Annotated in this window: 27 protein-coding genes; 21 read left to right on the forward strand and 6 right to left on the reverse strand. The window is 46.0% G+C overall.

Annotated features, from left to right (window positions below; translation table 11 throughout):
* Positions 1 to 45: 45 nt before the first annotated feature.
* The 16 genes from DXA13_RS08520 to DXA13_RS08595 all read left to right on the forward strand — a co-directional run bounded on the left by DXA13_RS08520 (position 46) and on the right by DXA13_RS08595 (position 16,603).
* A complete protein-coding gene (locus tag DXA13_RS08520) occupies positions 46 to 912 on the forward strand; it encodes a phosphogluconate dehydrogenase C-terminal domain-containing protein (RefSeq protein ID WP_181995578.1) in 867 nt (288 codons plus the stop codon).
* Positions 912 to 1,538: a TIM barrel protein gene (locus DXA13_RS08525; protein ID WP_118243417.1), complete on the forward strand. Its 627-nt coding sequence runs from the start codon at positions 912 to 914 to the stop codon at positions 1,536 to 1,538. The genes DXA13_RS08520 and DXA13_RS08525 overlap by 1 nt, the downstream gene beginning before the upstream one ends.
* Entirely contained in the window at positions 1,535 to 1,729 is a 195-nt protein-coding gene (locus tag DXA13_RS08530; protein ID WP_118243419.1) for a hypothetical protein, read from the forward strand. The genes DXA13_RS08525 and DXA13_RS08530 overlap by 4 nt, the downstream gene beginning before the upstream one ends.
* Before the next feature lie 32 nt (positions 1,730 to 1,761).
* A complete protein-coding gene (locus DXA13_RS08535) occupies positions 1,762 to 2,919 on the forward strand; it encodes a substrate-binding domain-containing protein (RefSeq protein ID WP_118243422.1) in 1,158 nt (385 codons plus the stop codon).
* A 114-nt stretch (positions 2,920 to 3,033) separates the two neighbouring features.
* A complete protein-coding gene (locus DXA13_RS08540) occupies positions 3,034 to 5,502 on the forward strand; it encodes an ATP-binding cassette domain-containing protein (protein WP_118243425.1) in 2,469 nt (822 codons plus the stop codon).
* Positions 5,499 to 6,452 carry an ABC transporter permease gene (locus DXA13_RS08545; RefSeq protein ID WP_118243428.1) on the forward strand — a complete coding sequence of 318 codons (954 nt, stop codon included), beginning with the start codon at positions 5,499 to 5,501 and terminating at the stop codon, positions 6,450 to 6,452. The genes DXA13_RS08540 and DXA13_RS08545 overlap by 4 nt, the downstream gene beginning before the upstream one ends.
* Before the next feature lie 168 nt (positions 6,453 to 6,620).
* On the forward strand, positions 6,621 to 7,403 hold the full coding sequence (locus DXA13_RS08550) for a transketolase (protein ID WP_347559780.1): 783 nt from the start codon (positions 6,621 to 6,623) through the stop codon (positions 7,401 to 7,403).
* 55 nt (positions 7,404 to 7,458) lie between these two features.
* Positions 7,459 to 8,388, forward strand: a complete 930-nt coding sequence (locus DXA13_RS08555) for a transketolase C-terminal domain-containing protein (protein WP_118243431.1) — start codon at positions 7,459 to 7,461, stop codon at positions 8,386 to 8,388.
* A gap of 35 nt (positions 8,389 to 8,423) precedes the next feature.
* Positions 8,424 to 9,221, forward strand: a complete 798-nt coding sequence (locus DXA13_RS08560) for a sugar phosphate isomerase/epimerase family protein (RefSeq protein ID WP_118243433.1) — start codon at positions 8,424 to 8,426, stop codon at positions 9,219 to 9,221.
* 198 nt (positions 9,222 to 9,419) lie between these two features.
* Positions 9,420 to 10,115 (forward strand): FadR/GntR family transcriptional regulator, encoded by a 696-nt coding sequence (locus DXA13_RS08565; RefSeq protein WP_118243435.1) that lies wholly within the window; start codon positions 9,420 to 9,422, stop codon positions 10,113 to 10,115.
* An 85-nt stretch (positions 10,116 to 10,200) separates the two neighbouring features.
* A complete protein-coding gene (locus tag DXA13_RS08570) occupies positions 10,201 to 10,632 on the forward strand; it encodes a protease complex subunit PrcB family protein (protein ID WP_118243437.1) in 432 nt (143 codons plus the stop codon).
* 139 nt (positions 10,633 to 10,771) lie between these two features.
* The gene (locus DXA13_RS08575) at positions 10,772 to 12,694 is read left to right on the forward strand and encodes an LTA synthase family protein (protein WP_181995579.1); all 1,923 of its coding nucleotides are present in this window, start codon (positions 10,772 to 10,774) and stop codon (positions 12,692 to 12,694) included.
* Between the two features lie 100 nt (positions 12,695 to 12,794).
* Complete coding sequence (cysE, locus tag DXA13_RS08580; RefSeq protein ID WP_118243442.1) at positions 12,795 to 13,592, forward strand: serine O-acetyltransferase; 798 nt, start codon at positions 12,795 to 12,797, stop codon at positions 13,590 to 13,592.
* A gap of 2 nt (positions 13,593 to 13,594) precedes the next feature.
* Entirely contained in the window at positions 13,595 to 14,443 is an 849-nt protein-coding gene (locus tag DXA13_RS08585) for an ATP-binding protein (protein WP_118243444.1), read from the forward strand.
* 84 nt (positions 14,444 to 14,527) lie between these two features.
* A complete protein-coding gene (locus DXA13_RS08590; protein WP_118243446.1) occupies positions 14,528 to 16,093 on the forward strand; it encodes an SPOCS domain-containing protein in 1,566 nt (521 codons plus the stop codon).
* Between the two features lie 225 nt (positions 16,094 to 16,318).
* The gene (locus tag DXA13_RS08595) at positions 16,319 to 16,603 is read left to right on the forward strand and encodes a GIY-YIG nuclease family protein (protein ID WP_118243449.1); all 285 of its coding nucleotides are present in this window, start codon (positions 16,319 to 16,321) and stop codon (positions 16,601 to 16,603) included.
* Positions 16,604 to 16,668: 65 nt separating this feature from the next.
* Here the strand turns inward: DXA13_RS08595 and DXA13_RS08600 are convergent, their stop codons facing one another.
* On the reverse strand, positions 16,669 to 17,319 hold the full coding sequence (locus tag DXA13_RS08600) for a hemolysin III family protein (RefSeq protein ID WP_118243452.1): 651 nt from the start codon (positions 17,317 to 17,319) through the stop codon (positions 16,669 to 16,671).
* A 126-nt stretch (positions 17,320 to 17,445) separates the two neighbouring features.
* Here DXA13_RS08600 and DXA13_RS08605 point away from each other — a divergent pair, with 126 nt between their 5' ends.
* Together DXA13_RS08605 and DXA13_RS08610 are read left to right on the forward strand one after the other, a co-directional pair.
* Positions 17,446 to 18,048, forward strand: a complete 603-nt coding sequence (locus tag DXA13_RS08605; protein WP_347559781.1) for an RNA pseudouridine synthase — start codon at positions 17,446 to 17,448, stop codon at positions 18,046 to 18,048.
* Between the two features lie 221 nt (positions 18,049 to 18,269).
* On the forward strand, positions 18,270 to 19,361 hold the full coding sequence (locus DXA13_RS08610; protein ID WP_118243454.1) for an AI-2E family transporter: 1,092 nt from the start codon (positions 18,270 to 18,272) through the stop codon (positions 19,359 to 19,361).
* Here DXA13_RS08610 and DXA13_RS08615 read toward each other — a convergent pair.
* From DXA13_RS08615 to DXA13_RS08625, 3 genes are all read right to left on the reverse strand, one after another.
* Positions 19,351 to 20,202, reverse strand: a complete 852-nt coding sequence (locus DXA13_RS08615) for a tyrosine-type recombinase/integrase (protein WP_118243456.1) — start codon at positions 20,200 to 20,202, stop codon at positions 19,351 to 19,353. The two genes, DXA13_RS08610 and DXA13_RS08615, sit on opposite strands and share 11 nt — an antisense overlap.
* A gap of 4 nt (positions 20,203 to 20,206) precedes the next feature.
* Positions 20,207 to 21,064, reverse strand: a complete 858-nt coding sequence (locus tag DXA13_RS08620) for a tyrosine-type recombinase/integrase (protein WP_118243459.1) — start codon at positions 21,062 to 21,064, stop codon at positions 20,207 to 20,209.
* A gap of 206 nt (positions 21,065 to 21,270) precedes the next feature.
* On the reverse strand, positions 21,271 to 21,588 hold the full coding sequence (locus tag DXA13_RS08625; RefSeq protein WP_118243461.1) for a hypothetical protein: 318 nt from the start codon (positions 21,586 to 21,588) through the stop codon (positions 21,271 to 21,273).
* A 245-nt stretch (positions 21,589 to 21,833) separates the two neighbouring features.
* On the opposite strand from DXA13_RS08625, the gene DXA13_RS20975 reads away from it, so the two are divergent.
* The gene (locus DXA13_RS20975; RefSeq protein WP_181995580.1) at positions 21,834 to 21,983 is read left to right on the forward strand and encodes a hypothetical protein; all 150 of its coding nucleotides are present in this window, start codon (positions 21,834 to 21,836) and stop codon (positions 21,981 to 21,983) included.
* 5 nt (positions 21,984 to 21,988) lie between these two features.
* On the opposite strand, the gene DXA13_RS08630 is transcribed toward DXA13_RS20975, so the two are convergent.
* Complete coding sequence (locus tag DXA13_RS08630) at positions 21,989 to 22,375, reverse strand: teichuronopeptide (RefSeq protein WP_118243463.1); 387 nt, start codon at positions 22,373 to 22,375, stop codon at positions 21,989 to 21,991.
* Positions 22,376 to 22,596: 221 nt separating this feature from the next.
* Positions 22,597 to 22,977 (reverse strand): RidA family protein, encoded by a 381-nt coding sequence (locus tag DXA13_RS08635; RefSeq protein WP_347559786.1) that lies wholly within the window; start codon positions 22,975 to 22,977, stop codon positions 22,597 to 22,599.
* Positions 22,978 to 23,275: 298 nt separating this feature from the next.
* Here DXA13_RS08635 and DXA13_RS08640 point away from each other — a divergent pair, with 298 nt between their 5' ends.
* Complete coding sequence (locus tag DXA13_RS08640; RefSeq protein WP_118243467.1) at positions 23,276 to 24,250, forward strand: spore coat protein CotS; 975 nt, start codon at positions 23,276 to 23,278, stop codon at positions 24,248 to 24,250.
* A gap of 66 nt (positions 24,251 to 24,316) precedes the next feature.
* On the forward strand, positions 24,317 to 26,053 hold the full coding sequence (locus DXA13_RS08645) for a phospho-sugar mutase (RefSeq protein WP_118243469.1): 1,737 nt from the start codon (positions 24,317 to 24,319) through the stop codon (positions 26,051 to 26,053).
* Positions 26,054 to 26,071: the final 18 nt, after the last annotated feature.

The following is a 26,071-nucleotide window of genomic DNA, read 5'->3' on the forward strand; positions in this document are numbered from 1 at the left end:
GAAATGTTGCTTATAGCTGTACTTACAGCAGAAGGAGCGTTGGTTATGAAAAAAAATGTAGTCCTGTTGGGAGCGGGCGGTAAAATGGGCTGTCGTCTGACCGCCAATTTGAAGGATGAGTCTGATTTAAATATCTCTTACGTGGAGATCAGTGAACAGGGACGCAGACGCCTGAAAGATACATATGGTGTGGAGGCTGTGGGAGATTACGGCCCGCTTGAAAATGCCGATACCGTTGTTTTTGCAGTGCCGGATATTTTGATTCAGAATGTATCCAGAAGCGTTATACCGCTGTTAAAAAGCGGAGCTACAGTAATAGGCCTGGATCCGGCGGCTCACTATGGGAAAGTGATGCAGATGCGGGAAGACCTGAAATATTTTGTCGTTCATCCGTGTCATCCCCCGCTGTTCGCTTTTGAAGATAACCTGAGTCTGGCGGCTCAGAAGGATTGGTTCGGCGGTGTAGGAGCGGCCAGAATGGATCTGGCATGCTCCATCCATCAGGGAAGCGACGAGGATTATGAAGAGAATGAAGACTTTGCACGCAGGATGTTCCGTCCGGTAAACCGTTGCTTCCGGCTGACGATCGACCAGATGATAATGCTGGAACCGGCGCTGGTGGAGTCGATTACGGCTCCTCTTGTAAAGGGGATGCGTATGGCGGTGGACGCCTGTGTAGAACAGGGAGTTCCCAGAGATGCAGTTATGGCATTCGTAATGGGGCATTTGAAGGTGCAGTTCGGCGTATTGTTTGATTTCGCCGGTTTCCCGTTTTCAGACGGGGCAAATCTGGCGCTCCGAAATGCTATGGATGTAATTTTTAAGCCGGATTGGATTGAAAATATAATGAGCCGTAAGGCCGTGGACCAGAGTGTTTATGAAATAACTCATGAATTAAATAAGGAAAAGTGATGAAAAAGACAAAAATTGGAATCAGCTCATATTCATATTCTTATGCAGTGGGATTTCCCGGGTTTACGCCGCCATCTCCGTTGGACGCGTTCGGGCTGGTGGATAAGGCGGCGGAGCTGGAGGTGCCCGTTCTTCAGATCGGAGACAACTGTCCGCTGGACGGGCTGGGCCAGGAGCGGCTGGCGGCCCTGGGAGATTACGCGAAGCGGCGCGGTATATCAATAGAAGTGGGCACGCGCGGAATAAAGACGGATAATCTATTGCGCTACATACAGATCGCTGCCGCTTTACATGCCCCCTTGCTGCGGGTGGTGCTGGATACAAAGGACAGCCGGCCGGATTTTGATGAAATCATCCAACTGCTCAGATGTGTTCTTCCGGAACTGGAAAAAACAGATATTGTGCTGGGGATTGAGAACCATGACCGTTTTCCGGCCAGGGTATTTGCTCAGATTGTAAAGACGCTGGATCATCCAAATGTAGGGATTGTGCTGGATACGGTAAATTCCTTCGCCTGTGAGGAAACGACATGGCAGGTGGTGGACGAGCTGGCAAAGTACACCGTTAATTTCCACGTGAAGGATTTTAAAATTCAGAGAGTAGAAAACAGTATGGGCTGCTGGTGACAGGAACGCCGGCAGGAATGGGATTTCTGGATATACCCGCTGTTGAGAAGCGGTTGAGACAGGAAGCGCGCCAGGACTACAGTTCGATTTTGGAGCTGTGGATGGCGCCGGAACCTGATGTGGAAGCAACTCTTGCAAAAGAAGACCGCTGGGTAAGAGAAAGCATCGCTTATCTGAAAAACATGCTTTGACAGGCCCGGCCAGAAAAGGAGGATAATAATTTATGAAGAAAACAGTTGTAATGTTACTCGCTTTGACCGCATCCCTGAGCCTGATGGCAGGGTGCAGCAATGCACAGGAACAGAAGCAGACGGAAGCGCCGGCCCAGGAAACAAAAGCACCTGAAACAACAGCGGCTCCGTCTGAGGCTTCAGAAAAGCCGGCAGAGACAGAAGAGACAGAGGCAAAGGAAGCAGAAGGCGGCTCTTCTTCGTATGAGATCCCTCAGGGGGACTGGGTAATCGGCCTCTCCAATTCCTACTATGGAAACACATGGCGCAAGGAGATGGTGGATTCCTTTACAAACGTAGCGGAAGAAGCCAAAGAAAAGGGCTACATCAAAGATTATATTATCCAGAACGGCGACGGAACGGTGAACGCCCAGATTGCCCAGATTAACAGCTTTATACTGGAAGGCGTGGATGCGATCTGTATTAACGCAGCTTCATCAACTGCGCTGAACAGCGTAATTGACAAGGCGGTTGCGGCCGGTATCCCCGTCATTGCATTCGACTCGACGGTCGATAATGAGAACGCCTACTGCATGGATTTTGACAACTACAGCTTCTATTATAAGATGGGCGATTATATGGCAAAAAACTGTGGGTATAAGGGAAATGTAGTAGTCGTACGCGGAGTATCAGGATCCAAGCCGGAAGAGATTATGTACAATGCCTATATGAAAGTGGTGGAAGAGCATCCGGATCTGAAGGTAGTCGCTACAATTGTAGGGGAGGCAGATGCTACCGTTGCACAGGAAGAACTGACGAAGATTCTTCCGAGTCTGGATAAGGTAGACATGGTATTTAACCAGGGCGGCGATACATGGGGAATCATCAGGGCCTTCGAACAGGCTGGAATGGAAGTTCCGCTAATGTCGGGCGATAACTCCGGCGAATTTATCAAATGGTGGGTGGAGCAGGAGAATTACGACACCCTGAGTATGCGCTGCGCTCCTGTCTGCGGTTCAGCTGCACTGTGGACTGCTGTCAATATTCTGAACGGCGAGGATGTCCCTAAGAAGCTGCCGCTTGGACTGTCGGTGATTACCCGTGACGAAGCTGACCAGTATACGGATCTGGAAGCCGGACAGATTGCCGGCGAGGACTGGACCAACGATAAGGTTATGAATGAGATTATCATTCCGGCCAGAAATAAGTAACAATTGCTGACGACGCCTGCGCGCAGCGGGATGATTACAGGATATGGAAAGGGCGGTTTCTGCACCTTCCATATCCTCCCCCTGCAGAGCGAATTATAGAAGGAAGTACTGTAAATGGAAAATACTTTGAATCAGACGGCTGCCGGTCAGACAGCGTTTTTAAAGCTGGAAGATATTGTTAAAATTTACGGCACTACGATTGCAAATCAGAATATCAGCATACAGATCGATAAAGGGGATATTCTGGGACTGGTAGGGGCAAACGGAGCGGGAAAAAGTACATTAATGCGTATTATATCCGGCGTATCCACCCCGGATCAGGGAGAGATGTATTTTGATGGTGAAAAGATTGACTGGAAAACATTTTCACCCTTTGGTGCCAGCCGAAAAGGTATTCGTGTGGCATATCAGGAGCTTTCCTTATGCGATAATTTAAAGGTATATGAGAACTTTTATGTAGAACTGCGCCAGCTATTTAAAGGAACCCTGAACTGGCGCAAAAAAGCCGCCGAACTGGCAAAGGAACAGCTGGAGCTCGTTTTTCCCGAAAATGGGATCGATGTTAAAAAAGAACTATCAGAACTGTCCATTGCTCAACAGCAAATGGTGGAAATAGCACGCGCTTTTATGGACCCGGAATTAAAACTGCTCATACTGGATGAGCCGACCTCGTCCCTGCCTGTGGAACAGACGAAGCAGCTTCTCTCTTATATTAAAAAAAAGGCTGCCGACGGTGTTACCTTCATTTATATTACTCATCGGTTATTTGAAATTATTGAAGTCACCAATAAAGTTTATATACTGAGAAATGGGGCGGTGGTGTCCAGCTGCCTGACAAAGGAAACAGATGAAGACATGCTCATAGAGCTGATGAGCGGAGAAGTAAAATCGGAAAAAGCGGAAGGATCGGAAGGAGCGTCTGCAGAAACAGGACGGCAGGGCGGTACCGTAAATCAAAACGTGTGCGTTCAGTGCCGAGATATTACAAAAGCGGCTCTTCATCATGTTTCCTGCAGCATGTATGGCGGTGAAATCATCGGTATCGCAGGGCTGGAAGGAAACGGTCAAAAGGATCTGCTTCACGCAATTTTTAATGTACCGCTGAGCATTCGAAAAAAAATACAGCGGAAAGGCACGATTGCATATGTGACTGGGGACAGGAAAGCAGAAGGTAATTTCCCGCTGTGGTCCATTGCCGATAATATGGCAATTACGTCTCTGATGCGCAAACCGCTGCTGGCAGTCAATTCTCCCAAAAATATTGTGGAGAAGACAAGCGAATGGTATGACCAGCTGCGAATCAAGGGGGAGAGTCCGAAAGCAGATATGATAAGCCTGAGCGGAGGGAACCAGCAAAAGGTCCTGATCGCCCGTGCGCTGTTGTCAAATGCCGACATTATCATATTGGATGATCCTACCCGCGGCGTAGACGTGGAGACAAAGCGGCAGCTTTACGAAGTGTTTCAGAATGCGGCGAAAGAAGGAAAGCTTGTCCTCTGGTACAGCTCCGATGAATCTGAATTAGGAATCTGTTCCAGGGTGTTTGTAATGCGCTACGGCACCATTGTTGCGGCCCTGGATCACGAGCATATCGATAAGGACAGCATAATTGAAGCCTCATTTAAAGCGGAGGAACATAAAAGCAAAAAGCTGGAAGGAAATTCCAAAGTCCGGCTGAATACGACTCTTTTCATGCCGGTGCTGGCCATGATTACGGTGTACGTCATCTGCGGACTGATTCGCCCAAATACCTTTACCCTGTTTGGAATCGAGCTGCTGATCAGCGGCTCCATGCCCCTTATTCTGGCAGCGTTGAGCCAGACCTACATTATAGGCCTTAGTCACGTAAATCTGGGCCTGGGTAATTTCATGGGACTGGTCAGCGTTCTGGCGGCCACGATCCTTTGCGAAAATACGGCTCTTGGCCTGCTCCTTATTCTGACAGCATGGCTGGTCTATGGTTTTATGGGGCTTTTGATCAGGAAACTGGATATTCCGGCAGTCATTGTGACCCTGGGATTCTCCTTTGTATGGTATGGAATTGCCCTGGTTCTACAAAGTATTCCGGGCGGAAGTTCACCTCAGTGGCTGAGTTCCATGTTTAATGATGCGCCCTTTGGAGTTCAGAATGTATTGATCGTTTTAGTGATAGCAATTGTCAGCGCTGCAATGATCTACCGTTCCCGTTATGGCACTGTACTGCGTGGTTTTGGAAACCGTGAGGAAGCCATGGTGCGCAGTGGCTGGGGAAAATACCGGGCCGTATTCAGTATTTATATGCTTTCCGGTTTTTTTGCAGCCTGGGGCGGATTATCCTTTACTGCTTTGACCTATTCTGCAGATGCAGGATCTATGGATTCCTATACCCTTTTGACGGTTGCCTCGGTCGTATTGGGCGGCGGCGCACTGAACGGGGGCAGGGTGAGCCATATGGGAGCGGCTTTCGGAGCGATCACTCTGTCGTTTGTAACGATTTTATTAGGTTTCCTGCATGTCAGCTCTGACTTTACGGCGGCGGTACAGGGACTGATGCTGATTGTTATACTTTCTTTGCGGCTGTTAAAGAAAGGAGCGGAGCAATGAACAAATTTAACTCTTTTGCAAAAAAACATCACTGGCTCTGGGCGGCAATCGGCTCTTTGCTGATGTTCCTTACCATGTCGCTTATTTCCGGAAAGATATCCTTCTCCAGCTTCAGCGCCAACTTCACGATTGCATGTTACGTAACACTCTGTGCTCTGGGGCAGATGATCGTTATGACGACAGGACGCGGGGCTTTCGACCTCTCGATCCCCAATATGATCACCCTGTCGGCCTTCCTGACAATGGGCCTGATTAACGGAGAAAACGGAAAGTTCTTTCCTGTTTTGCTGCTGGTGATTGCTGTGGGTGCACTGATTGGATTCATTAACAGCCTGCTAGTAATCCGATTAAAGATCACTCCAATGATCGCTACGCTGGCAGTGGGATACATTCTGTCCACGATGACGTCTATTTACAACCGCACGTTCAACTGTATGGAAGTATGCGGGATTATGCAGGCCGTCATTGGAAAGAAAATTCTGGGACTCCCCATTATCTGCTATCTGGTTCTTCTGATTGTAGCAGGAATATACGGCATGTTCCGTTCCGTTACTCTGGGAAGGGCCCTGCTGGCGCTGGGGCAGAATAAAAAAGCGGCGCAGCTGGCTGGTATTAAGGTCAACCTGGTTGAGACATTTGCATATATGATAAGCGCCGTACTGGCTGCGCTCTGCGGATTCTTCCTTTCAGGACGCGTAGGTGGAGCGTTTCTGGGAATGGGTGATTCCTATCTGATGGATACGGTGGGCAGTGTAGTAATTGGCGGAACTCTTGCTTCCGGCGGCCGTGCCGTTGCTGTGGGCACCCTGTTCGGCGCCTTGTTTTTAGGATTTGTAGTTGCTGCAATGCAGGTGGCGAATTTTTCCATCGGGGTGCAGAATATTATTAAGGGCATTATCATTGTACTGGTGCTTGCTCTGAGTTCTTCACGAAAGGGAAAAACAGATTAAAGACATTGACCGCGGGCATGGGAAAGCAAATCGGCATCTGGTCAGTTCTGTCCCCGACTGTTTTTTGAAAATAAAAGCCCGTAATCCTGAATGGAAGGTTTGCGGGCTTTTATTCGATTCATCGGATGAACGCCGGATTCTTATTCGAGATTTTGACAGGAGGAAAACATGATAGACAACAAAGAATTAATACATGATTTAAAGGAGAAAGCGAAAGTTCTCAGAAGGGATGTAGTCCTCAGCATGGGCGTTGGAGTAGCCGGCCATCTGGGAGGCTCCTGTTCTTCAGCGGATATCGTAGCGGCCCTGTACTTTTATAAAATGAAATATGACCCTCAAAATCCACGTATGGAGGATCGCGACCGGTTTTTACTGAGTAAAGGCCATGTAGCGATCCTGCAGTACGCTGCTCTGGCGGAAGCCGGTTATTTTCCAAAAGAGGACTTAAAAACGGTTAAGGCCATCGGCTCTTATCTCCAAGGCCATCCGGACAGGCTAAAAACGCCGGGAATTGAAGCAGGAACGGGCTCTTTGGGGCAGGGCCTGTCAATCGGTCTTGGCATGGCTCTGGGAATGAAGCTGGATAAAATCCAAAGAAAGGTATATGTGCTCATCGGTGACGGCGAAGTGGAGGAAGGACAGATCTGGGAAGCGGCCATGGCGGCCAGCCATTATAAAACAGATAATCTGATTGCAATCGTAGACCGGAATGGACTGCAGGCGAACGGCAAGACGGCGGACAGAATGAACAGCGCTCCCATGGAGGAAAAATGGAAAAGCTTTGGCTGGCACGTGATTGAGATCGACGGTCACAGTATGGAGGAAATTGTGGATGCGTTAGATATTGCGGATCTGGTAAAAAATAAGCCGACAGTCATCATTGCCGATACGGTTAAGGGAAAGGGAATCAGCTTTGCGGAAAATGTGGTAGCTTTCACAACGGGGCGCTGACAGAAGAAACTTATGGAAAAGCACTGAGGGAGTTATCGTAAGGGGGAGACACAGTATGAGCTATACAAATCAAAGAACGGCATATGGGAACACTTTGGTGGAGCTGGGCAGTGAAAATAGAAATATTGTAGTTCTGGACGCAGATCTGGGAGGCTCGACTATGGGAAAGATGTTCGAAGAAGCATTCCCGGAGAGACATTTTGAGATGGGGATCGCTGAGGCGAATATGACGTCAGTCGCAGCCGGACTGGCCCAGTCTGGTAAAATCCCGTTTACCAACAGTTTTGCAGTGTTTTCGGGAGGAAGAGCGTTTGACCAGATTCGCCAGACAATCGCCATCGGCCGGTTAAATGTTAAAATATGTGGCTCTTCTTCCGGATTATCGGATTTTGGAGATGGGGCGACTCACCAGTCGGTAGAAGATATGGCGATTATGAGAGCGCTGCCGAATATGACAGTACTATGCCCTGCAGATGCAAATGAAACGGTAGAAGCTGTAAAAGCGATGGCGGAGTTGGACGGTCCCTGTTATATAAGGCTCAACAGGAATAATTATCCAAATGTCACAGAGGAAGGAAGGAAATTTGAGATAGGAACGCCTTCTGTTCTGCGGCAGGGTGAGGAAATCGCAGTTTTAGCTACGGGCTACATGGTGGGACTTGCGCTGGAAGCCGCAGAACAGCTGAAGGACGAAATATCCGTAAGGGTGATTAATGTGTCTACCATCAAACCGATGAACCCGGATGCCCTGAAAAAGGCGGTTGCAGGCTGCCGTGCCATTGTGACAGCAGAAGAACACAGCATCGTGGGTGGATTGGGGAGCGCTGTCATGGAGGTCTTGAGGAATGAGCCGAAACCTGCAGAATTCGTAGGTATCAATGATGTCTTTGGCTGCAGTTCCCACAGCTACGAAGATGTACTAAAGTATTATGGACTAACGACGGAACGCGTGATTGAAGCAGTCAGAAAGGCTGCCGGCTTTTAATAAGGGAAACCCCAGCGGACAGGAGGGACAGAGTGATGAGATTTGGCTGCTGCTTAAATATGGTTGCATCCCGAGCGGATGGAACGGGTATTGAAGCCATAAAAAAGCTGGCTGATGCCGGCTATGATTATGCGGAACTGCCTTTGGCCGAAATGATGGCAATGGATGAAAGAGAATTTGACCGTCTGGCCGGGCAGGTGGAACGTTCAGGAATATCCTGTGACGTATGCAATAACTTTTTTCCTGGAACCATGCGCCTGACGGGGAATAAAGCCAGGCCCGGGGAGGCAGTTAGATATGCGGAGAAGGCTCTGACTCGCGCCGGCATACTGGGGGCGCAGGCGGTGGTATTTGGAAGCGGAAAGGCGAAAAATGTGCCGCCGGGATTTTCTTTAGCAGAAGGCTATACCCAGGTGGTCCGGCTGCTGAAGGAAATAAACAGGTCTGCAAAAAAGAGAAGGATCATGATTTTGATCGAACCGCTGAGGAAGGCCGAATGCAACCTGATCAATACATATGAGGAAGGCTGTTGGCTGGCAGAAGACGTACATGAAGAAAATGTAAAGGTTCTTGTGGATTATTATCATCTGACAGAAGAAAATGAATCTCTTGATCACATTATACGTGGAAAGAGCTATCTGGAACATGTCCATTTTGCCAATCCGTCGGGGCGTAAGTTTCCTCTCGGCCGGGAAGAAAGGGATTATAGCGCTTTTTTCCGAACATTGAAGGAATGTGGATATGACAATAGAATCAGCTGTGAGGCGTATACGGCGGATTTTGAAAAAGATGTTATAAAAACCCTGGAATTTTTCCGGCAGATTACGAGATGAGAACTTTTTGACAGGGAAGGTTTTATGTGTAACGCATGGACTCTCTTTGAGATTTCAGATGTCTGTAGTGGAAACTTTGTTGAAGCTATGATGTTGTACATAGGAGAATTATAAAAAATTCTTTCGATACTATATCGACATTTTTGTGTAAATAGAGTAATCTTTTAGAAGACAGTTTTAAAGAGAGGTATAGCAGAAATGGAAATCAAACCAATTCAAAAAGTACATGTAGGGGAGCAGGTTTTCCAGCAGATGAAACGGATGCTGATCCTGGGAGAATGGATGCCTGGTGATAAGCTGCCGTCGGAGAATGAATTAGCTTCCATGTTTAACGTAAGCAGAATTACGGTCCGGCAGGCTTTGCAGAAGCTGGTTGCGCTTAATCTGATAGAGACGAGGCTGGGAGAAGGCTCCTTTGTAAGAACCATCGAGATTGAACAGACTCTGGACAGGCTTATGCCTACGATGTATCTGGGAGAAAAGACCAATATCCAGGTGTGTGAATTCCGTGAGCTCATGGATGTGGAAAGCGCCCGTCTGGCGGCGAAACGGCGGACGGAGGAAGATATAGAGCGGTTAAATGAAATCATATCCGAGATGAAAAAGGCAGAAAAAATAAAGGATTCCAACGAGTTTGCAAGACTGGATCTGGAGTTCCATTTTGAGATTGGAAGGATTACCGGGAATCCTCTGATTATTAAAACAAATGATATTTTAAAAGATATACTGGAAGTGTCTATGGCTGACGTGATTAACCGTATGGGATATAAAACTGCTATCGATTATCACAGCAGAATCTTGGAGGCAGTTAAGAGGCAGGATTCTGTACAGGCGATGGATTTAATGCGGGAACACATTGAGAAAAACATGGATTATTTCAGGGAAAACCCATAACAGCACGGAATACATTGTATTTTTGCGGTCATATTTTTCCCGCTCTCTCATAAAATAGTAATAATCGAATATGGGGGAGGTTGCAATGAAAAGAGTTGTTAATGGAAAAATTGTATTATTGGGAATTATTCTTGCATGGGTACTTCTGGTGCGCTTTTTAACTGGCTGCAGCGCAGACAGCAGACAGGAAGAAAAAGTCAGAGATCTGGATTTTACAGTAACAGCAGAAAATGAAATTCCGGAAGAGCTAAAACAGATTATTCAGGAAAAACAGAAGGCTCCTTTTAAGCTGACTTACAGTGATGAACAGAGCCTGTACATAGCAGTCGGTTACGGAGAACAGGCTACCGGAGGATACAGCATTGCAGTAAAGGCCCTTTATCTGACACCGAATTCCATCATATATGACACCGAACTTTTGGGACCGGAAAAGAGTGAAGAATCCGGATCGGAAAAGTCCTATCCGTATATCGTGGTTAAAACGGAATTTCTGGAAGAACCGGTAGTATTTGAGTAACGAAAGGATCTTGACAACTGAAAAGGTATCTTTTACAATAAATGAATGAAAAGTGTGTAGGGATACCATGAGGACAGGGGTGCTCATCCATAATTGTGGGGATGAGTGCCTCCTTTTTTTTCAAAGAAAGGTTGAACGGATGCTTAAAGAGGAAAGGACAGGAGAGGTAAATGATAGAAACGGGCAGCTGGAAGGGCATGCCGAAATACAGAAAAGCGATATCATAAACGGAGCAGAAACGAAACATAAGGGAAGTGTTTTCAGAACAACGGCAGGATGTCTGGTCTTAGCGCTGACGCCGGCTGCGGTTTATATGATATTTGAAGGAATTACGGGAAATCTGGGTGTGATATCCATACGGTACACTCTGCTGAATCTGGCGGCGTATTACCTGATTTATATCCTTCTGTTTGCAGTAGCGGGCACAACGAGAATTGCATATCCTCTGCTGAATACGATTATGACAGCGATCGCACTGGCCGAACATTTCGTAGTGGAATTTCGCGGAAGGCCGATCATGCTTGGGGATGTCATGGCGCTGCGGACGGCTATGACGGTATCGGGCAATTATCATTATGTTTTTACTGCCGTATTGATTATAGGAATTATGATGTCTTTGCTGCTGAGCGGCCTGGCAGTCCTCTGGCCTGTAAGAGTTGCGGGATGGAAGTATCATGGGGGAGCGTTTGTGGCAGCGGCAGCTGTGACACTGATTAGCGGCTGGTGGTTTTACGGAAAAGGAATTGCCGAAAACAGCATCGAGATCAATATGTGGGATCCGGCAAATTCCTACAGGGAAAACGGATACGTCCTGAGCACGCTGTATGCCTTTTCCTATATATCCACAGAACCTCCGGAAGGGTACTCTGTAAAAGAAGTGCAGAATATCGGGCGGACGATCAGCGATGAGTACAGGAATGACGAATATTTCTGGAACAGCAGTGATTCGGATGTCGTCCCTGTCAACATGATCTGTATCATGAACGAGAGCTTTGCCGATCTGAGTGTAATCGGTGATTTCCAGACAGATAAGCCGTATCTGGAAAATTACTATGAGCTGTCCGATAATTGTATAAAGGGAAATCTCTATATGCCCGTATTCGGTGCGATGACATGTAATTCAGAATATGAATTTTTGACGGGCAACGCGATGTCATTTGCACCGCCTGGCAGTGTGCCCTATCAGGTATATGCGAACCAGACGGTATATGGCCTGCCCTTGACGCTGAAAAATCAGGGTTACAGGACAGTAGCCATGCATCCATATCCCGCACAGAATTGGAACAGGAACCAGGTATTTGCTCAGATGGGCTTTGACGAATTTCTGGCGGAGGAGTATTTTGATGATTCACCCAGAATCAGGGGATATGTGAGCGACAGAGGAACCTATGATAAAATTATCGGCTTAACAGAGGAAAAGGAACCGGGGGAACGTTTATTTATCTTTGATGTTACGATGCAGAATCACGGCGGTTATACGGCAGAAGGCTACGAAAGCCAGGTCCATCTGGAAGATTTTGATGATATGCCGAAGACGGAACAGTACCTTTCCCTCATCCGCGAATCAGATGAGGCGCTTAAGTATCTTCTGGACTATTATGAGGAGTGTGAAGAGCCTACTATGATCGTCATGTTTGGTGATCACCAGCCGGGAATCGAAGAAGAATTTTATGAAGCGGTCTACGGTATGCCATTATATGAAGTGAGCAGTGAAGATTACATCAGGCGGTATATTACCCCATTCCTTGTATGGACCAACTATGATATGCCGTCAGAGACGATTGAAGGCATGAGTGCTGCCTACCTTTCCAGCATGGTAGTAGAACGGGCGAATCTGGAACCAACCGATTTTCAGGTATTTCTCGATAAGATGTACCAGCAGGCGCCCGTCATTCATCCGCTGGGGTATTATTCGGCAGACGGCATATGGTCAGACTGGATAGACTGGAAGGAAAAGAAGGAATATCCCATATTCAAAAACTATTATATCCTCCAGTATAACAATATGATGGGGAAAAAAAGAAGAGTGGATGATATTTTCAGGATTGCGCCTGTTTCTTGACAAAATTTGTGAAATATCTTTTTAAATGGAAAATCATATGATATACTAATACCCAAAAATATTTTGTTTCATAGGAAATTCCTGCGTTATTCCCTATGGAATGGAAATCATTCCGCGAAAAAGTGTCCTGAGGCGGAACGGATGCTGCTGCCGAAGCGGCTTCTACAGGAACCGTACAGGAAATGTTTTGCAGACTGTGTCATATCATAATCGTATAAAAGAAGATGTACACGCAGTGGAAAAGGGGAAAAATATGATTTTTAAGGATATTTGGCTTGATATTAAGGCTGTTCAGGAAAGGGACCCGGCGGCCAGGAGCGCGCTGGAGGTCCTGCTTTTGTATCAGGGGATTCATGCTCTGATCTGGCACCGGTTTGCCCACTGGTTTTACAGACATAAGATGTTTTTCATAGCCAGGCTGATTTCTCAGATCGCCAGATTTTTTACGCTGATTGAAATCCATCCCGGCGCTCAGCTGGGACATGGAATCCTGATTGACCATGGCTGCGGCGTCGTCATTGGCGAGACAGCCGTTGTAGGAGATAACTGTACGATTTACCAGGGAGTTACGCTGGGAGGCGTAGGAACGCAGAAGGGCAAGCGCCATCCCACTTTGGGCAGCAACGTTATGGTAGGCGCAGGCGCAAAGATCCTGGGCGCTTTCGAGGTGGGCGATAACTGCAACATCGCGGCAAATGCCGTTCTTTTAAAGCCGCTCGAGGAAAATATTACAGCGGCAGGAATTCCGGCGCGCCCTGTCAGAATAGACGGAGTCAGAGTACCGGAACCTCAGGCGGTGACACAAGAACATGTCTGCATGATGGAAGCAAGAATCAGAGAACTGGAAGAAACCGTACAGATGCTGAAAAAAGAGCTGGAAGGACAGAACAGAATATAAAGATGAAGACGCGTTGTCAGGAAATTGAGAGCAGTATCATAAAGCGGTTCCGGAAGGAAATCTGGAGACCATTTGTCAGAGGGCTTCAGGAATACGAAATGTTGAAGGCGGGAGACCGCGTCGCCGTATGCATATCAGGAGGAAAGGATTCCATGCTCCTGGCGAAATGCATGCAGGAGATCAAGCGCCATGGAAATGTGGAGTTTGAAGCAGAGTACCTTGTAATGGATCCGGGCTATCACCCGGCGAACCGCAGGATGATCGAAGAGAATGCCAGGCTGATGGAAATTCCCATTACGATCGTAGAATCAGATATTTTTAATATAGTGGTAAAGGAAGACGACTCTCCATGCTATCTGTGTGCCAGGATGAGAAGAGGCTGTCTGTATGACAGCGCCAGAAAACTGGGCTGCAATAAAATAGCTCTTGGCCATCATTTTGACGATGTGATCGAGACAACTCTCATGAGTATGCTGTACGGCGGTCAGGTGAATACGATGATGCCAAAACTTCACAGCCGGAATTTTAAAGGGATGGAGTTAATCCGTCCCTTGTATTTCGTCAAAGAAGCGGATATCCTCGCATGGAAAGAAGCCAACAGCCTTACCTTTCTTCAGTGCGCCTGCCGCTTTACGGAAAAGATAAAAGAGGAGCAGGATGCAGGAGAAGAGGTGAAGTCCTCAAAGCGCCAGGAGATGAAAGAGCTGATTTCTTATTTCAGGAGACAAAATCCCAACATTGAAAATAACATTTTTAAAAGTACGGAAAACGTAAACCTGGATGTGTGCCTCGGCTATGTAAAGAACGGAGAACGCCATCATTTTATGGAGGAATATGAAGACAGAGAGTGAGAAAAGGAATATCCTTTCTGCATAAAAGACTGTAAAAACGCATACATTTTCTTATAATATCAGGTAAGGAAGGTGTATGCTTCGATGGAGCTGAGTAAAAAAAATATCCATATGAACCGTTGGAAAACACATGCGACCACTCAGGTGACTCTGGATGATGATTTTATCGTGCCGGATACCATGGATGATGCAGAGCAGGTGGTTTTAAGTACGGGAGACATACAGATTGAATCATCCAGGGCACAGGGAGAAAAAGTTGTTGTAAAGGGAAAGCTGGATTTCAGGATTCTGTACAGAAAGGCTGGAGGAGGGCTTCAGGCACTTGCAGGTTCCATGCCTTTTGAAGAGACGATCAATGTGCCGGGATTGGAAGACCGGGATTATACGGCGACGTCCTGGGAGCTGGACGATCTGAATGCCGGTATGATAAATTCCAGAAAAATGAGCGTGAAAGCTCTGATTACCCTGGATGTATCGGCAGAGACACTTTATGATGTGGAAGCGGCTGTCGATGTTGCAGAGGGTAGCACCGGCGCAGAAGTGAAGGCCCTCCGCCAGAATATGGAAGTGGCGGCCATTGCGGTGCGCAGAAAAGATACATACCGGGTGAAAGAAACAATTGCTCTTTCAGGAAACAAACCGAATATTGACAATATCCTGTGGAGCGAGATGCGCCTCTGCTCATCCGCATGCCGGCCTATGGACGGAAAGGTGAGGTTGGAAGGAGAACTGATCGTATTCGTCATTTATGACGGCGAGGGAGAAAATGATACGATTCAGTGGCTGGAGGAAAGCGTTCCGTTTTCAGGGGAACTGGAGCTTGCTGAAGCTGTAGAAGAAATGATACCACAGATTTCCATGCGCCTTGTACATAAAGACATTGAGGCAAAGCCGGATTATGACGGCGAGATGAGAGAGCTGGAAATCGACGCCGTAGTAGAACTGGACATGAAGCTGTATGAAGAAGAGGAAGTAGAGCTGCTGAGCGATCTGTACTCCACGAACAGGGAAATCGTCCTGGAAACAGAAGAAGCCTGTTTTGACAAGATCCTTACAAAAAACCTGTGTAAATGCAAGGTGGCTGAAAAAGTAGAGGTCAGCCATTCCGACAGAATTCTTCAGATTTGCCACAGCGAAGGCAACGTAAAGATTGATGAAACGGAAATCAGCAATGACGAACTGAACATTGAAGGCGTTCTCGAGGTTAAGCTTCTGTATCTGACTGCTGATGACAGCGAACCCATCCAGTCATCCACAGAAGTGGTGCCGTTTCATTATACGGCAGAAGCAAAGGGAATTACTCCGGAAAGCATTTATCAGATGAATACTGGGCTGGATCAGATGACTGCCGTTATGATCGGCGGAGATATGGTGGAGATTAAAGCGGTGATCAACCTGGACCTTCTCGTACTGCAGCCGGTCTGCCAGCCGGTGATTGCCAGCGCCTCCGAAGAGCCCATGGATCTACAGAAGCTGCAGAAGATGCCGGGAATTGTGGGATATATTGTGCAGCCGGGCGATTCTCTGTGGAAAATTGCAAAAAAATTCCATACGACTGTGGAAAACATTATGGAAACAAATGGTTTAACTTCAGATATCATCAAGCCAGGGGATAAATTGATACTTGTAAAAGAGATTGCAAGGGGATAAAAGAAAAAACCCTGCACATAATAGGATTCAGGCCATATTATAAGATATGAGCACCTGGCGGACTTCAATTGGCCCGGTGCCAGTGTGTAAGCAATAAGCCCTGGGACAGCGCAGACAAATACTGCATCCAGCTGGTGCTTCATATAGATGACAGGGAATCCTGGGCGGTAGTGGCGTGATTGCAAGACGTTATTACCGTTTACATAGAAAAACGGAGCAGGAAATATGAACTATACTTATCTGGTTGAGTGTGCCGACAAAAGCCTTTATTGCGGCTGGACAAACCATCTGGAGCAGAGAATAAGGGCGCATAATGATGGAAAGGGCGCGAAATATACAAAGTGCAGAAGACCTGTCCGCCTTGTCTATATGGAAGTGTTTGAAACAAAGGAAGAAGCGATGAGACGGGAAGCGGCAATTAAAAAGATGAGCCGCAGACAGAAGGAACAGCTGATTAAGGAAAGACCAGTTGGAGAAAATAAAAAGGCATTGGCAGCGGAGAAGGAATGATCGGTCACCGTTTTCCAATGCCTTTTTCGATATACGAGAAATGACAGGGAATCTTTCCGGGATTTTTATGCCACAAACTGGTACATCATGATATAATGACAGAAACTTCCGCCCATTACAAAGAGGTGGAAAATTTCATGAGAACCGAAGTTCTTATGACGGGAATTAAAAATCGGGAGTTTCAGAGCATATATGATTCCTCCCACCGTGTAAATTACGCCGCCTGCAACGAGCCAGAGAAAGGCCGGATAAGGGAGCGCCCGTATAATCTTTGTAATAGCCAGAACGCATACCCACCCCATTGCGATGTAGACGACAGAGGAAAACCATTTCGGACATGTAATCCAGAACGCCATGATGGCAATTCCGGCTGCTGCGATCCCCCATACGAGGGCCAGGAGTCCCCAGCCGGTCCGGTTTCCAAGGACGATCAGGCAGACAGGGGTATAAGTACCGGCGATCAATATGAAAATCATCATGTGATCGATCTTGCGCAGGATCTGGTTTACTTTCGGTGAAATATCCAGCGTATGATAGATGGTACTGGCAGCATACAGCAAGATCATGCTGATGATAAAAATAGTAAGAGAAGTTACATGCAGGTATCCAGGTTCTCCGGCCGCCTTTAATATAAGAGGGAAGGCCGCGATAAATGCCAGAAGCATGGCTATAAAATGGGTAATTGCACTGCCCGGGTTGCGAAGTTTTTGAATCATAATTTTACCTCCTTTGATAAAATAAGGAATCTATATCAGTTACTATCATATGTAGTTTTGAAAACTATATGCTGTATTTTATTAAACTATAACTCATAGAAGGAAAGATGTCAAGAGGATTGAGAAATGTTATCTGTTTTGTTTGAAGATCAAAGTATTATAGTTGTGGAAAAACCTTCCGGTCTGGAATCTCAGGTTTCGAGAGGGTTTGGGGCGGATATGGTCAGTGAGATTAGAAAACATATCCACAAGTTATCCCCTGAGGGATGTGAATTATATGTGGGAGTTATCCACAGGCTGGATAAACCGGTACAGGGGGTCATGGTCTATGCAAAGACGAAAAAAGCGGCGGCTTCCTTGAGTAAACAGGTTCAGAATGGGGATATGAAAAAAATATACCAGGCGGTCGTCTGTGGAAAACCTGTGGATAATGTGGGTAACTATGTGGATTATCTGTTGAAAGACGATAAGATGAACCATACGAAAATTGTTGATAAGGGGATAAACGGGGCGAAACGTGCAGAATTAAGGTATAAGTTAATGAAATCTGTCGTTTTTGAAGGCAGGGAATACTCGCTTATGGAGATTGAACTAATGACTGGCCGCCATCATCAGATCAGAGTTCAGATGGCCGGCACGGTACGCCGGTTCTGGGCGATACAAAGTATGGAGAAAAAGAAGGGGAGAAAAGAAGAGAACTTTGCCTCTGCGCTTGTACCCTGTCATTGATCCATCCGGATACAGGAAAACGAATGGCGTTTTCCATAAGACCGAAATGGAGATCCCTGCGGCTGTTTGACGCAGCAGATCGGGAGGAAAGATTGAAATAATTCGATATCTACTATATTAAATGAAAGATTTGGCAATTCTGAAATCAAGAATATTTTCGGTCTTACTGTTTCATAATAGAAATGTACAAATGAAGTACAAAACAGAAACAGGTGAGATCCATGGTAAAACCGAGTAAGAAACAGAAGAAAGTATTTTTAATATTGGGAATTACGGGTGTGGTGTATGCGGGATTCAAGTATCTGCTCCCCCTCGTAATTCCCTTTTTGGCTGCATATATAATTGCTCTCGGTTTAAGACTGTCAGCTTTGTGGATTCATAAAAAATTATCGATTGAATTAAGAGGAAAGAAGTTCCGGGTACCGGTAGGCGTGATAGGAGGCGTTGAATTTATCGTACTTCTGGCAGTGCTTGGAACCGGGCTGTACCTTGGAATATGGAAAATAGGAAAAGAACTGACGATGATTTCAAATCAGCTGCCGGCGTGGATAGAGGCGACGGATCAGTGGCTGACCGGGCGCTGCCATACGGTGGAGGATTTCTTCCGGCTGGAACCGGACTGCCTTGTCCGTCTTGTCAGAGACATGCTGGTTCATTTGAGGGATACGGTAAAAGAAGCGGCTATGCCTTTTTTGATGATGAATTCCATGAATCTTGTAAAGGGACTTCTTCAATCCGCAGTAATCGGCGTAATTGTTTTTCTGGGGACGATATTATCTCTTCAGGAGATGGATAGTCTGAAAAGGCGAAGAGAAAATTCCATCTTCTGGAGAGAGTATGAGATCATCGGCAACAGACTTGTCCAGGCAGGAAAAGCATGGCTGAAAACCCAGGGCAGTATTTTGATTATGACGGTTGTGATCTGCATTACGGGCCTGTGGATTTTGAAAAATCCTTATTATATTCTGCTGGGAATTATAATCGGTCTTCTGGACGCCCTTCCCATACTCGGAACGGGAACCGTTTTTGTCCCCTGGGGTATTATCTGTATGATTCAGGGAGAATGGGGGCGGGGCGTTCTGCTCTTTCTGATCTATCTCATCTGCTACCTGCTGAGGGAATTTATGGAGGCCAGGATTATGGGAAACCAGATGGGGCTCACGCCGCTGGAATCTCTGGTTTCTCTGTATGTAGGCTGGAAACTGTTCGGTGTTCTCGGATTTATTCTGGGACCGGTAGGCCTCATTCTGATTGAGGATATTGTAGAAGCATATGATGAAGGCGTCAAAAATGAGGAAACCGTTACCAGGTGACGATTTTGTCAATCAGTTCCTGCTGTTCCTGCGTGGAACGCGTCAGATAAATCCGGGTCGTCTCGATGCTTTCGTGGCCCATTAGGTCAGCGAGCAGAGAGATGTCGTTGAACTTCTCGAGAAAATTTTTAGCAAAACGATGGCGGAAGGAATGGGGATATACGGTTTCAGGCGGAATGTGATACCTGGCGGCCAGCTGCTTTAAACGGAGGCTGATTCCTCTTGGAGACATGGGAACGCCATGAGAGTTGAGAAACAAAAAACCGGCCGTAATTCCTTGTGACTGAAACCATTCCACAGCTTCCCGGCACAGGGAATCCGGAAAGTAAATGCGCCTGACTTTGCCGCCCTTGGAACAGAGATCCATATAGCCCAGCATTAGATGTTCAGCTTTGATCTGAATGAGTTCACTGATGCGCGCTCCTGTGGCGGCCAGAAACCGGACCACAAAATACCAGAACATTTTATCATGATCTTTTAATGCCCTTTTGAAGCGGCAGTAATCTTTATTTGAAATAATGTTGTCTAGAAAGGAGCGCTGCTGTTCCCGTACGGTGGGCAGGCGGTAGGAGTCCAGCTTTTTTAGGGAGGTATCGGAAGCGGAGCCGGTAAGGCTTCCAAGATACCGGTTCATGCCGAGAATGCGGGCATTCACCGTATGAGGCTTGTAGCTGGCCACCAGATAGTTTTTATAAGCCTGGAGATTTCCCGGAGTAAGTTCATCATATATCGTAAAATACTGGCGTACTGCAGATAGATAGGAAATGACCGTGTTATCTGCAAGCCCTTGTCTGATTAAATATTTTTTAAATTCTGCAAGCAATTCACTTTTCTTATCCATAATATCACCAGTTAACCACTTTATTTACGATCTGCTTTTGCTCCGTACTCGTTCTTCGCAGATAGATCCTGGTAGTTTCCAGGCTTTCGTGTCCGAGAAGATCCGATAGAAGAGAGATATCGGAACATCGTTCAATAAAGTTTTTGGCAAAACGATGGCGGAAGGAATGAGGATATACAACAAGGGGGTCCAGACCGTACCGGATCGCTGCCTTTTTCAGCTGGGCCCGTATACCTCCGGTGGTAATCCGGCTTCCGAAACGGTTCAGAAAGATATCGCCTTTTGATATTCCTTCATATTTCAACCACCTGATTGAGGCCTCACGCAGCAGCTTCGGTATGTAAATACGGCGGTGTTTGCTGCCTTTGGAATAGATATCCCTGTATCCTTTGTAAACATCTTCTACCTGGATTTCCACCAGTTCGCTTACGCGGACTCCGGTTGCAGCCATATAACGGATAATAAAATAATAAAGATATTTTTCATCGCGTATCAGGCATGCTTTTAAATATTCATAATCAGCTTCACTGATGATGCATTCCGCATACATTTTCTGCTGAACCTTCAGCATGGTGATTTTATTATCTGTAAGCCGGCATGCCTCCATATAACAGTTGAGGGCTCTGATCCGGAGATTTACGGTCTGAGGCCTGTAATGCTCCAAAAGATAGACTTTATACAGCTGAAGGCTGGACGCAGTCACTCGGCCGTAGAGCCTGAAAAATTGTTTGACCGCGAATACATAAGAAAGAATTGTATTTGGCGCCATGTTGCCAAACTGAAGATATTCCTGAAAGGATTCAGGAGACATCGGCAGCAGAGCGGATTGCGAGGAAATGTCGTTCGAGTTAACAAGCAGCATAATAATACCTCCTTTTTGTAGTGCTCAAAATGTATCACATAAACAAATAAGTAGCAAGGCGGCAAAAATGGGGTATAATACGGAACGAAAACGGCTCATCTGTAAATAAACCGATTGTTTATGACAAAAAAATACCCGGGCAGATGCTTTTAACACCTGAACCGGGTATGATTGTATCCTTGTTATGCTGTCTGCGATGTTTGCTGTCAGCGCGTTTTTGTCCATTTACCATCTGTGCTGACATAATAGTTATCAATCCATGTATCGCATGCCATGGTTCCGTCCTCATTGAAATAGTACCAGCAGCGGTCGGCCTTCGTCCAGCCGGTTTTCATATAGCCGTTGCTGTCCGTATAATACTTGTTGCCGTCCTCCTCAATCCAACCGGACACGGGAGCGCCGTCATTGTTGTAATATCTCAATTTTCCGTTCTCTTCGACCCAGGAGCCTGCAAAGGCCGGAAATGCACTCATGATAAATAAAACGCAGGACAGAAGAAAAATTAATATGGACTTATGTTTCATGTATTTTCATCTCCTTCGCTTTTATTTAAAATAATTATAGCATTCATATTATATATTTTCTATAGATAAAACGTTACGAATTTATTACGTTTTTCTATTAACAGTGGCGAAAAAAGATTTCAGAAATTATTGCAAAATATCGATACAATGTCGAAAAATGCGGTTGATTTTGCTTTCCAAATATTGGAAAAGGCTTTATAGTATAAACATCGGTCGGGTATTAACTAAAAAGGGGGAAAATTTTGATGGGAGAGACTGAAAGAATTGCGATGCTTGAGCAGGAGAATGCGAAACTGAAAGAGGAAAACAGAGTTCTTCTTTCGATTGTTACCCAGATGAAGGTGACGCTGGACAGACTGCTTGATCGTTACATTATTTCTGAAAAGGCAGAATAAGACAACTAATCACGCTGCAGTAATTTGTTCTTTCGAATGAGATCCCAGATTGTTTCGTGCATCCAGGAAACGGTATCGTTTAAATGCTTGTTTTCATCCTCGAGTGCTTGGATTTTCTGGGTCAGCGCAGCAATAATCTCACGGTTGTTCGGCATATTCTGTGAGGTCGTAAGGCGTTTGCTCATGGAGAGACCTGTAGGGCAGCTGGTGGAAAGAATTTCAAAGGATAATAAATCATCCCGTTCTTCGCGGGTAAGATTCATAAAGTCCTGGAATCTCATATCCAGAACCTGCATGGGAATTTCACATTTGGGGCAGACGGCGTGACGCGCCAGTTGATAGTAAGCATAGTGGCCGCAGTGTGGGCAGTAATAGACAGAAAGTTCTCTCATAGAAAAAGGTCTCCTTTGGTGAACCGAATTCCAGATAAGATTCAGTGCACAATTTGTCGAAAATCAGCTTATATAATGTATAACGTAAAAGAGATGAAATTGTTGCGGAAAAAATTTAAATATTCGAAAAATTATTTTTTTTATAAAAAATAATAGAAAAATAAAAAGGGCCTGCAAAGAAAAATCTTTGTAAGCCCTTTTAAAATAGCCGTTAACGCAAACTAATCCAGAGTTGCAATTGCTTCAATCTCAACGAGAACGTCTTTTGGAAGTCTTGCTACTTCTACACAGGAACGGGATGGGAAATCGCCGTTGAAGTATGTAGCGTACACTTCGTTGATCTGTCCGAAGTCATCCATATTTTTAATGAATACAGTCGTCTTGAATACGTTGTCCATGCTGGAACCGGCAGCTTCAAGAACGGCTTTTACATTATTTAAGGACTGTGCGGCCTGAGACTTTACGTCAGCAGGAATCGTTCCGTCGGCAGGATTAATCGGTACCATGCCGGAAGTAAATACCAGATTGCCAACGATATTTGCCTGGGAGTATGGTCCTAATGCAGCAGGAGCTTTTTCTGTAGAAACTACTTTTTTCATGATGTTATCCCTCCATATTATAAATGATGTGGGAGTCAAACGATCGTTTGACTCCATAGATACCGGATTGCTCACTTTTTGACCATGGTATCATATAAATTGACTGCAGCCAATTAAGGCTGTACATGAAATCTCTTTTATTATAAAGGATGTGATTCTAAAAGGCAACTTTTTCTCATACCCTAGAAGTAGCCGGATGGGAGGCAGTTTTTCCTGTCATAGAAAGGTGCGCCTGTTTTGGGACTGGAAGTTTCCTTAATGGAAAAAGGCTGAAAAATAGTAGATATGTGGAGGGGTGGCCGTGAACGAAAAATATACTGAAGTGCTGGAACAGTATGATCTGGAGCTGATTTCTGCGCGTCGTGGGCGCGGAGCCTGGATTTGTGAGACAAATCAGGGATTAAAGCTGGTACGTGAATATAAGGGGACGGTCAAACGCCTGGAATTTGAGGAACAGGTCCTTACATTTGTTCAGGATAACGGATATGCTCTCGTGGACCGATATGTCCGAAACAGAGAAGGTTATCTCGTTTCACCGGCAGAGGATGGAACGAGATATATTGTGAAGGACTGGTTTGCAGATAAGGAGTGCAATCTGAGGGACTCAGGGGAAGTCCTGAAGGCTGTTGGACAGATTGCAAAACTTCACAGGATTTTGAAAGAAATTCCCTTTGAAGAAGAGTGGAATATGGGATCGATTCTGGCAGAACCGGCAGAGCAGGAGATGGAACGCCATAATAGAGAGATGAAACGGGCAAAGAATTTCATCAGGGGAAAAAGGAAAAAAACGGAGTTTGAGTTGTGCGTAATCGGAAACTTCGAGCATTTTTATAAACAGGCTCAGGAAGCTTCTCAAGGCATGGAAGACATCGGTAAGAGAGGGGAGCCGGAGCTGTTTCTGAGCCATGGAGATGTAAACCAGCATCATGTCCTGATGGGAAATCAGGGGATTGCAATCATTGAATTCAACAAGCTGCATTTCGGTCTGCAGATTGAAGACCTCTATCACTTTATGAGGAAGGCCATGGAAAAACATGACTGGAATATAAGCCTGGGACTTTCCATACTGGACGTATATGACCGGGTCCTTCCAATCACGTCTGAGGACAGGGAGCGGCTCTATTATCTCCTGCTGTATCCTGAAAAATACTGGAAGCAGATTAACTTCTATTATAATGCAAACAAAGCCTGGATTCCGTCTAAGAATGTCGAAAAATTAAAAAATCTGGAAGAACAGGAAGAAAATAAAAGCAAATTTTTGGACAGAATTCACTAAGGATAGCTTTCCTTTTTGGGCGGTTTGAGGTATAATATCACTAAAAAAGGAGGGAGCAGCATAATTATGAAGGATTATAAGAAAATTTATGAAGAATGGCTTTCCAACCCATATTTTGATGAACAGACAAAGGCAGAATTGAGAGCAATCGCGAATGATGAGAATGAAATCAAAGAGCGCTTCTATATGGACCTGGAATTCGGTACGGCCGGTTTGAGGGGAATCATTGGAGCAGGTATCAACCGAATGAATATTTATGTAGTGCGCAGGGCTACACAAGGTCTGGCAAATTACATTATTAAACAGGGGGGCGCAGACAAGGGAGTTGCAATCGCTTACGATTCCCGCCGCATGTCTCCGGAATTTGCAGAAGAGGCGGCGCTTACCCTGGCGGCTAACGGGATTAAAGCATATAAATTCGAATCCTTAAGACCTACGCCGGAACTGTCATTTGCCGTACGTGAACTGGGCTGCATTGCAGGAATTAATATAACGGCAAGCCATAATCCGCCGGAATACAACGGATATAAGGTATATTGGGAAGACGGCGCACAGTTTACCCCTCCTCATGATAAAGGCGTAACCGAAGAGGTGCTGGCAATTGAAGACCTCTCCACAGTTAAGACAACGACGGTGGAAGAGGCTGAAAAGGCAGGAAAATATCAGATTATCGGCGCCGATATCGATGATAAATATATTGCCCATGTAAAAGCTCAGGTCGTGAATCAGGAAGCAATTGACAAGATGCAGGACAGCATTAAGATCGTCTATACGCCTCTTCATGGAACAGGTAATATTCCGGCCAGAAGAGCGCTCAAAGAGATCGGCTTCACACATGTATATGTCGTTCCGGAACAGGAACTGCCGGATGGGAATTTCCCGACTGTCAGCTATCCGAATCCGGAAGCAGAAGAGGCATTCGACCTGGGACTTAAAATGGCCAGGGAGCTGGATGCGGACCTGGTGCTTGCGACGGATCCGGATGCAGACCGTCTCGGTGTATATGTAAAGGATACAAAATCAGGGGGATATATCCCGCTGACAGGCAACATGTCTGGTTCCCTTCTCTGTGAGTATGTATTAAGCCAGAAAAAAGAACGCGGCCTGATTCCGGCAGACGGACAAGTCGTGAAATCCATCGTATCCACGAACCTGATCGATGAGATCGCAAAAGGTTACGGCGTAGAGCTGATCGAAGTTCTCACCGGTTTCAAGTGGATCGGCCAGCAGATACTGAAGAATGAGAATACGGGAAAAGGCCATTATCTCTTTGGAATGGAAGAGAGCTACGGCTGCCTGATCGGTACATATGCCCGTGATAAGGACGCAATTTCTGCTACGGTAGCGCTCTGCGAAGCAGCAGCGTATTACAAGGCGAAAGACATGACCCTTTGGGATGCCATGATTGAGATGTATGAGAAATACGGCTACTGCAAAGACGCAGTGAAATCCATTGGACTGTCTGGAATTGAAGGGCTTGCCAAGATTCAGTCGATTATGGAAACTCTGAGAAAGAATACACCGGATGAAATCGGCGGATATAAGGTTCTTTCTGCAAGAGATTACAAGGAAGACACGATAAAGGACATGGCTTCCGGAGAAGTGAAGCCTACAGGACTTCCGGCTTCAAATGTGCTTTATTATGATATGGAAGACGGAGCATGGGTATGCGTAAGGCCTTCCGGAACAGAGCCTAAGATCAAGTTCTACTATGGTGTTAAGGGAACCTCCCTGGAGGATGGCGATAAGAAATCAGAAGAACTTGGCGCTGCTGTAATGGCTATGGTTGACAAGATGATGTAATTGCCGGATCAGACCGGT

This window comes from Clostridium sp. AM58-1XD, assembly GCF_003464085.1.
GTDB lineage: Bacteria > Bacillota > Clostridia > Lachnospirales > Lachnospiraceae > Lachnoclostridium_A.

Bases quoted from the DNA above. Each gene is read 5' to 3' on its own strand.
- DXA13_RS08520 (WP_181995578.1), top strand. From the start codon at position 46: ATGAAAAAAAATGTAGTCCTGTTGGGAGCGGGCGGTAAAATGGGCTGT.
- DXA13_RS08525 (WP_118243417.1), top strand. From the start codon at position 912: ATGAAAAAGACAAAAATTGGAATCAGCTCATATTCATATTCTTATGCA.
- DXA13_RS08535 (WP_118243422.1), top strand. From the start codon at position 1,762: ATGAAGAAAACAGTTGTAATGTTACTCGCTTTGACCGCATCCCTGAGC.
- DXA13_RS08540 (WP_118243425.1), top strand. From the start codon at position 3,034: ATGGAAAATACTTTGAATCAGACGGCTGCCGGTCAGACAGCGTTTTTA.
- DXA13_RS08545 (WP_118243428.1), top strand. From the start codon at position 5,499: ATGAACAAATTTAACTCTTTTGCAAAAAAACATCACTGGCTCTGGGCG.
- DXA13_RS08550 (WP_347559780.1), top strand. From the start codon at position 6,621: ATGATAGACAACAAAGAATTAATACATGATTTAAAGGAGAAAGCGAAA.
- DXA13_RS08555 (WP_118243431.1), top strand. From the start codon at position 7,459: ATGAGCTATACAAATCAAAGAACGGCATATGGGAACACTTTGGTGGAG.
- DXA13_RS08560 (WP_118243433.1), top strand. From the start codon at position 8,424: ATGAGATTTGGCTGCTGCTTAAATATGGTTGCATCCCGAGCGGATGGA.
- DXA13_RS08565 (WP_118243435.1), top strand. From the start codon at position 9,420: ATGGAAATCAAACCAATTCAAAAAGTACATGTAGGGGAGCAGGTTTTC.
- DXA13_RS08570 (WP_118243437.1), top strand. From the start codon at position 10,201: ATGAAAAGAGTTGTTAATGGAAAAATTGTATTATTGGGAATTATTCTT.
- DXA13_RS08575 (WP_181995579.1), top strand. From the start codon at position 10,772: ATGCTTAAAGAGGAAAGGACAGGAGAGGTAAATGATAGAAACGGGCAG.
- cysE (WP_118243442.1), top strand. From the start codon at position 12,795: ATGGAAATCATTCCGCGAAAAAGTGTCCTGAGGCGGAACGGATGCTGC.
- DXA13_RS08585 (WP_118243444.1), top strand. From the start codon at position 13,595: ATGAAGACGCGTTGTCAGGAAATTGAGAGCAGTATCATAAAGCGGTTC.
- DXA13_RS08590 (WP_118243446.1), top strand. From the start codon at position 14,528: ATGGAGCTGAGTAAAAAAAATATCCATATGAACCGTTGGAAAACACAT.
- DXA13_RS08595 (WP_118243449.1), top strand. From the start codon at position 16,319: ATGAACTATACTTATCTGGTTGAGTGTGCCGACAAAAGCCTTTATTGC.
- DXA13_RS08600 (WP_118243452.1), bottom strand. From the start codon at position 17,319: ATGATTCAAAAACTTCGCAACCCGGGCAGTGCAATTACCCATTTTATA.
- DXA13_RS08605 (WP_347559781.1), top strand. From the start codon at position 17,446: ATGTTATCTGTTTTGTTTGAAGATCAAAGTATTATAGTTGTGGAAAAA.
- DXA13_RS08610 (WP_118243454.1), top strand. From the start codon at position 18,270: ATGGTAAAACCGAGTAAGAAACAGAAGAAAGTATTTTTAATATTGGGA.
- DXA13_RS08615 (WP_118243456.1), bottom strand. From the start codon at position 20,202: ATGGATAAGAAAAGTGAATTGCTTGCAGAATTTAAAAAATATTTAATC.
- DXA13_RS08620 (WP_118243459.1), bottom strand. From the start codon at position 21,064: ATGCTGCTTGTTAACTCGAACGACATTTCCTCGCAATCCGCTCTGCTG.
- DXA13_RS08625 (WP_118243461.1), bottom strand. From the start codon at position 21,588: ATGAAACATAAGTCCATATTAATTTTTCTTCTGTCCTGCGTTTTATTT.
- DXA13_RS20975 (WP_181995580.1), top strand. From the start codon at position 21,834: ATGGGAGAGACTGAAAGAATTGCGATGCTTGAGCAGGAGAATGCGAAA.
- DXA13_RS08630 (WP_118243463.1), bottom strand. From the start codon at position 22,375: ATGAGAGAACTTTCTGTCTATTACTGCCCACACTGCGGCCACTATGCT.
- DXA13_RS08645 (WP_118243469.1), top strand. From the start codon at position 24,317: ATGAAGGATTATAAGAAAATTTATGAAGAATGGCTTTCCAACCCATAT.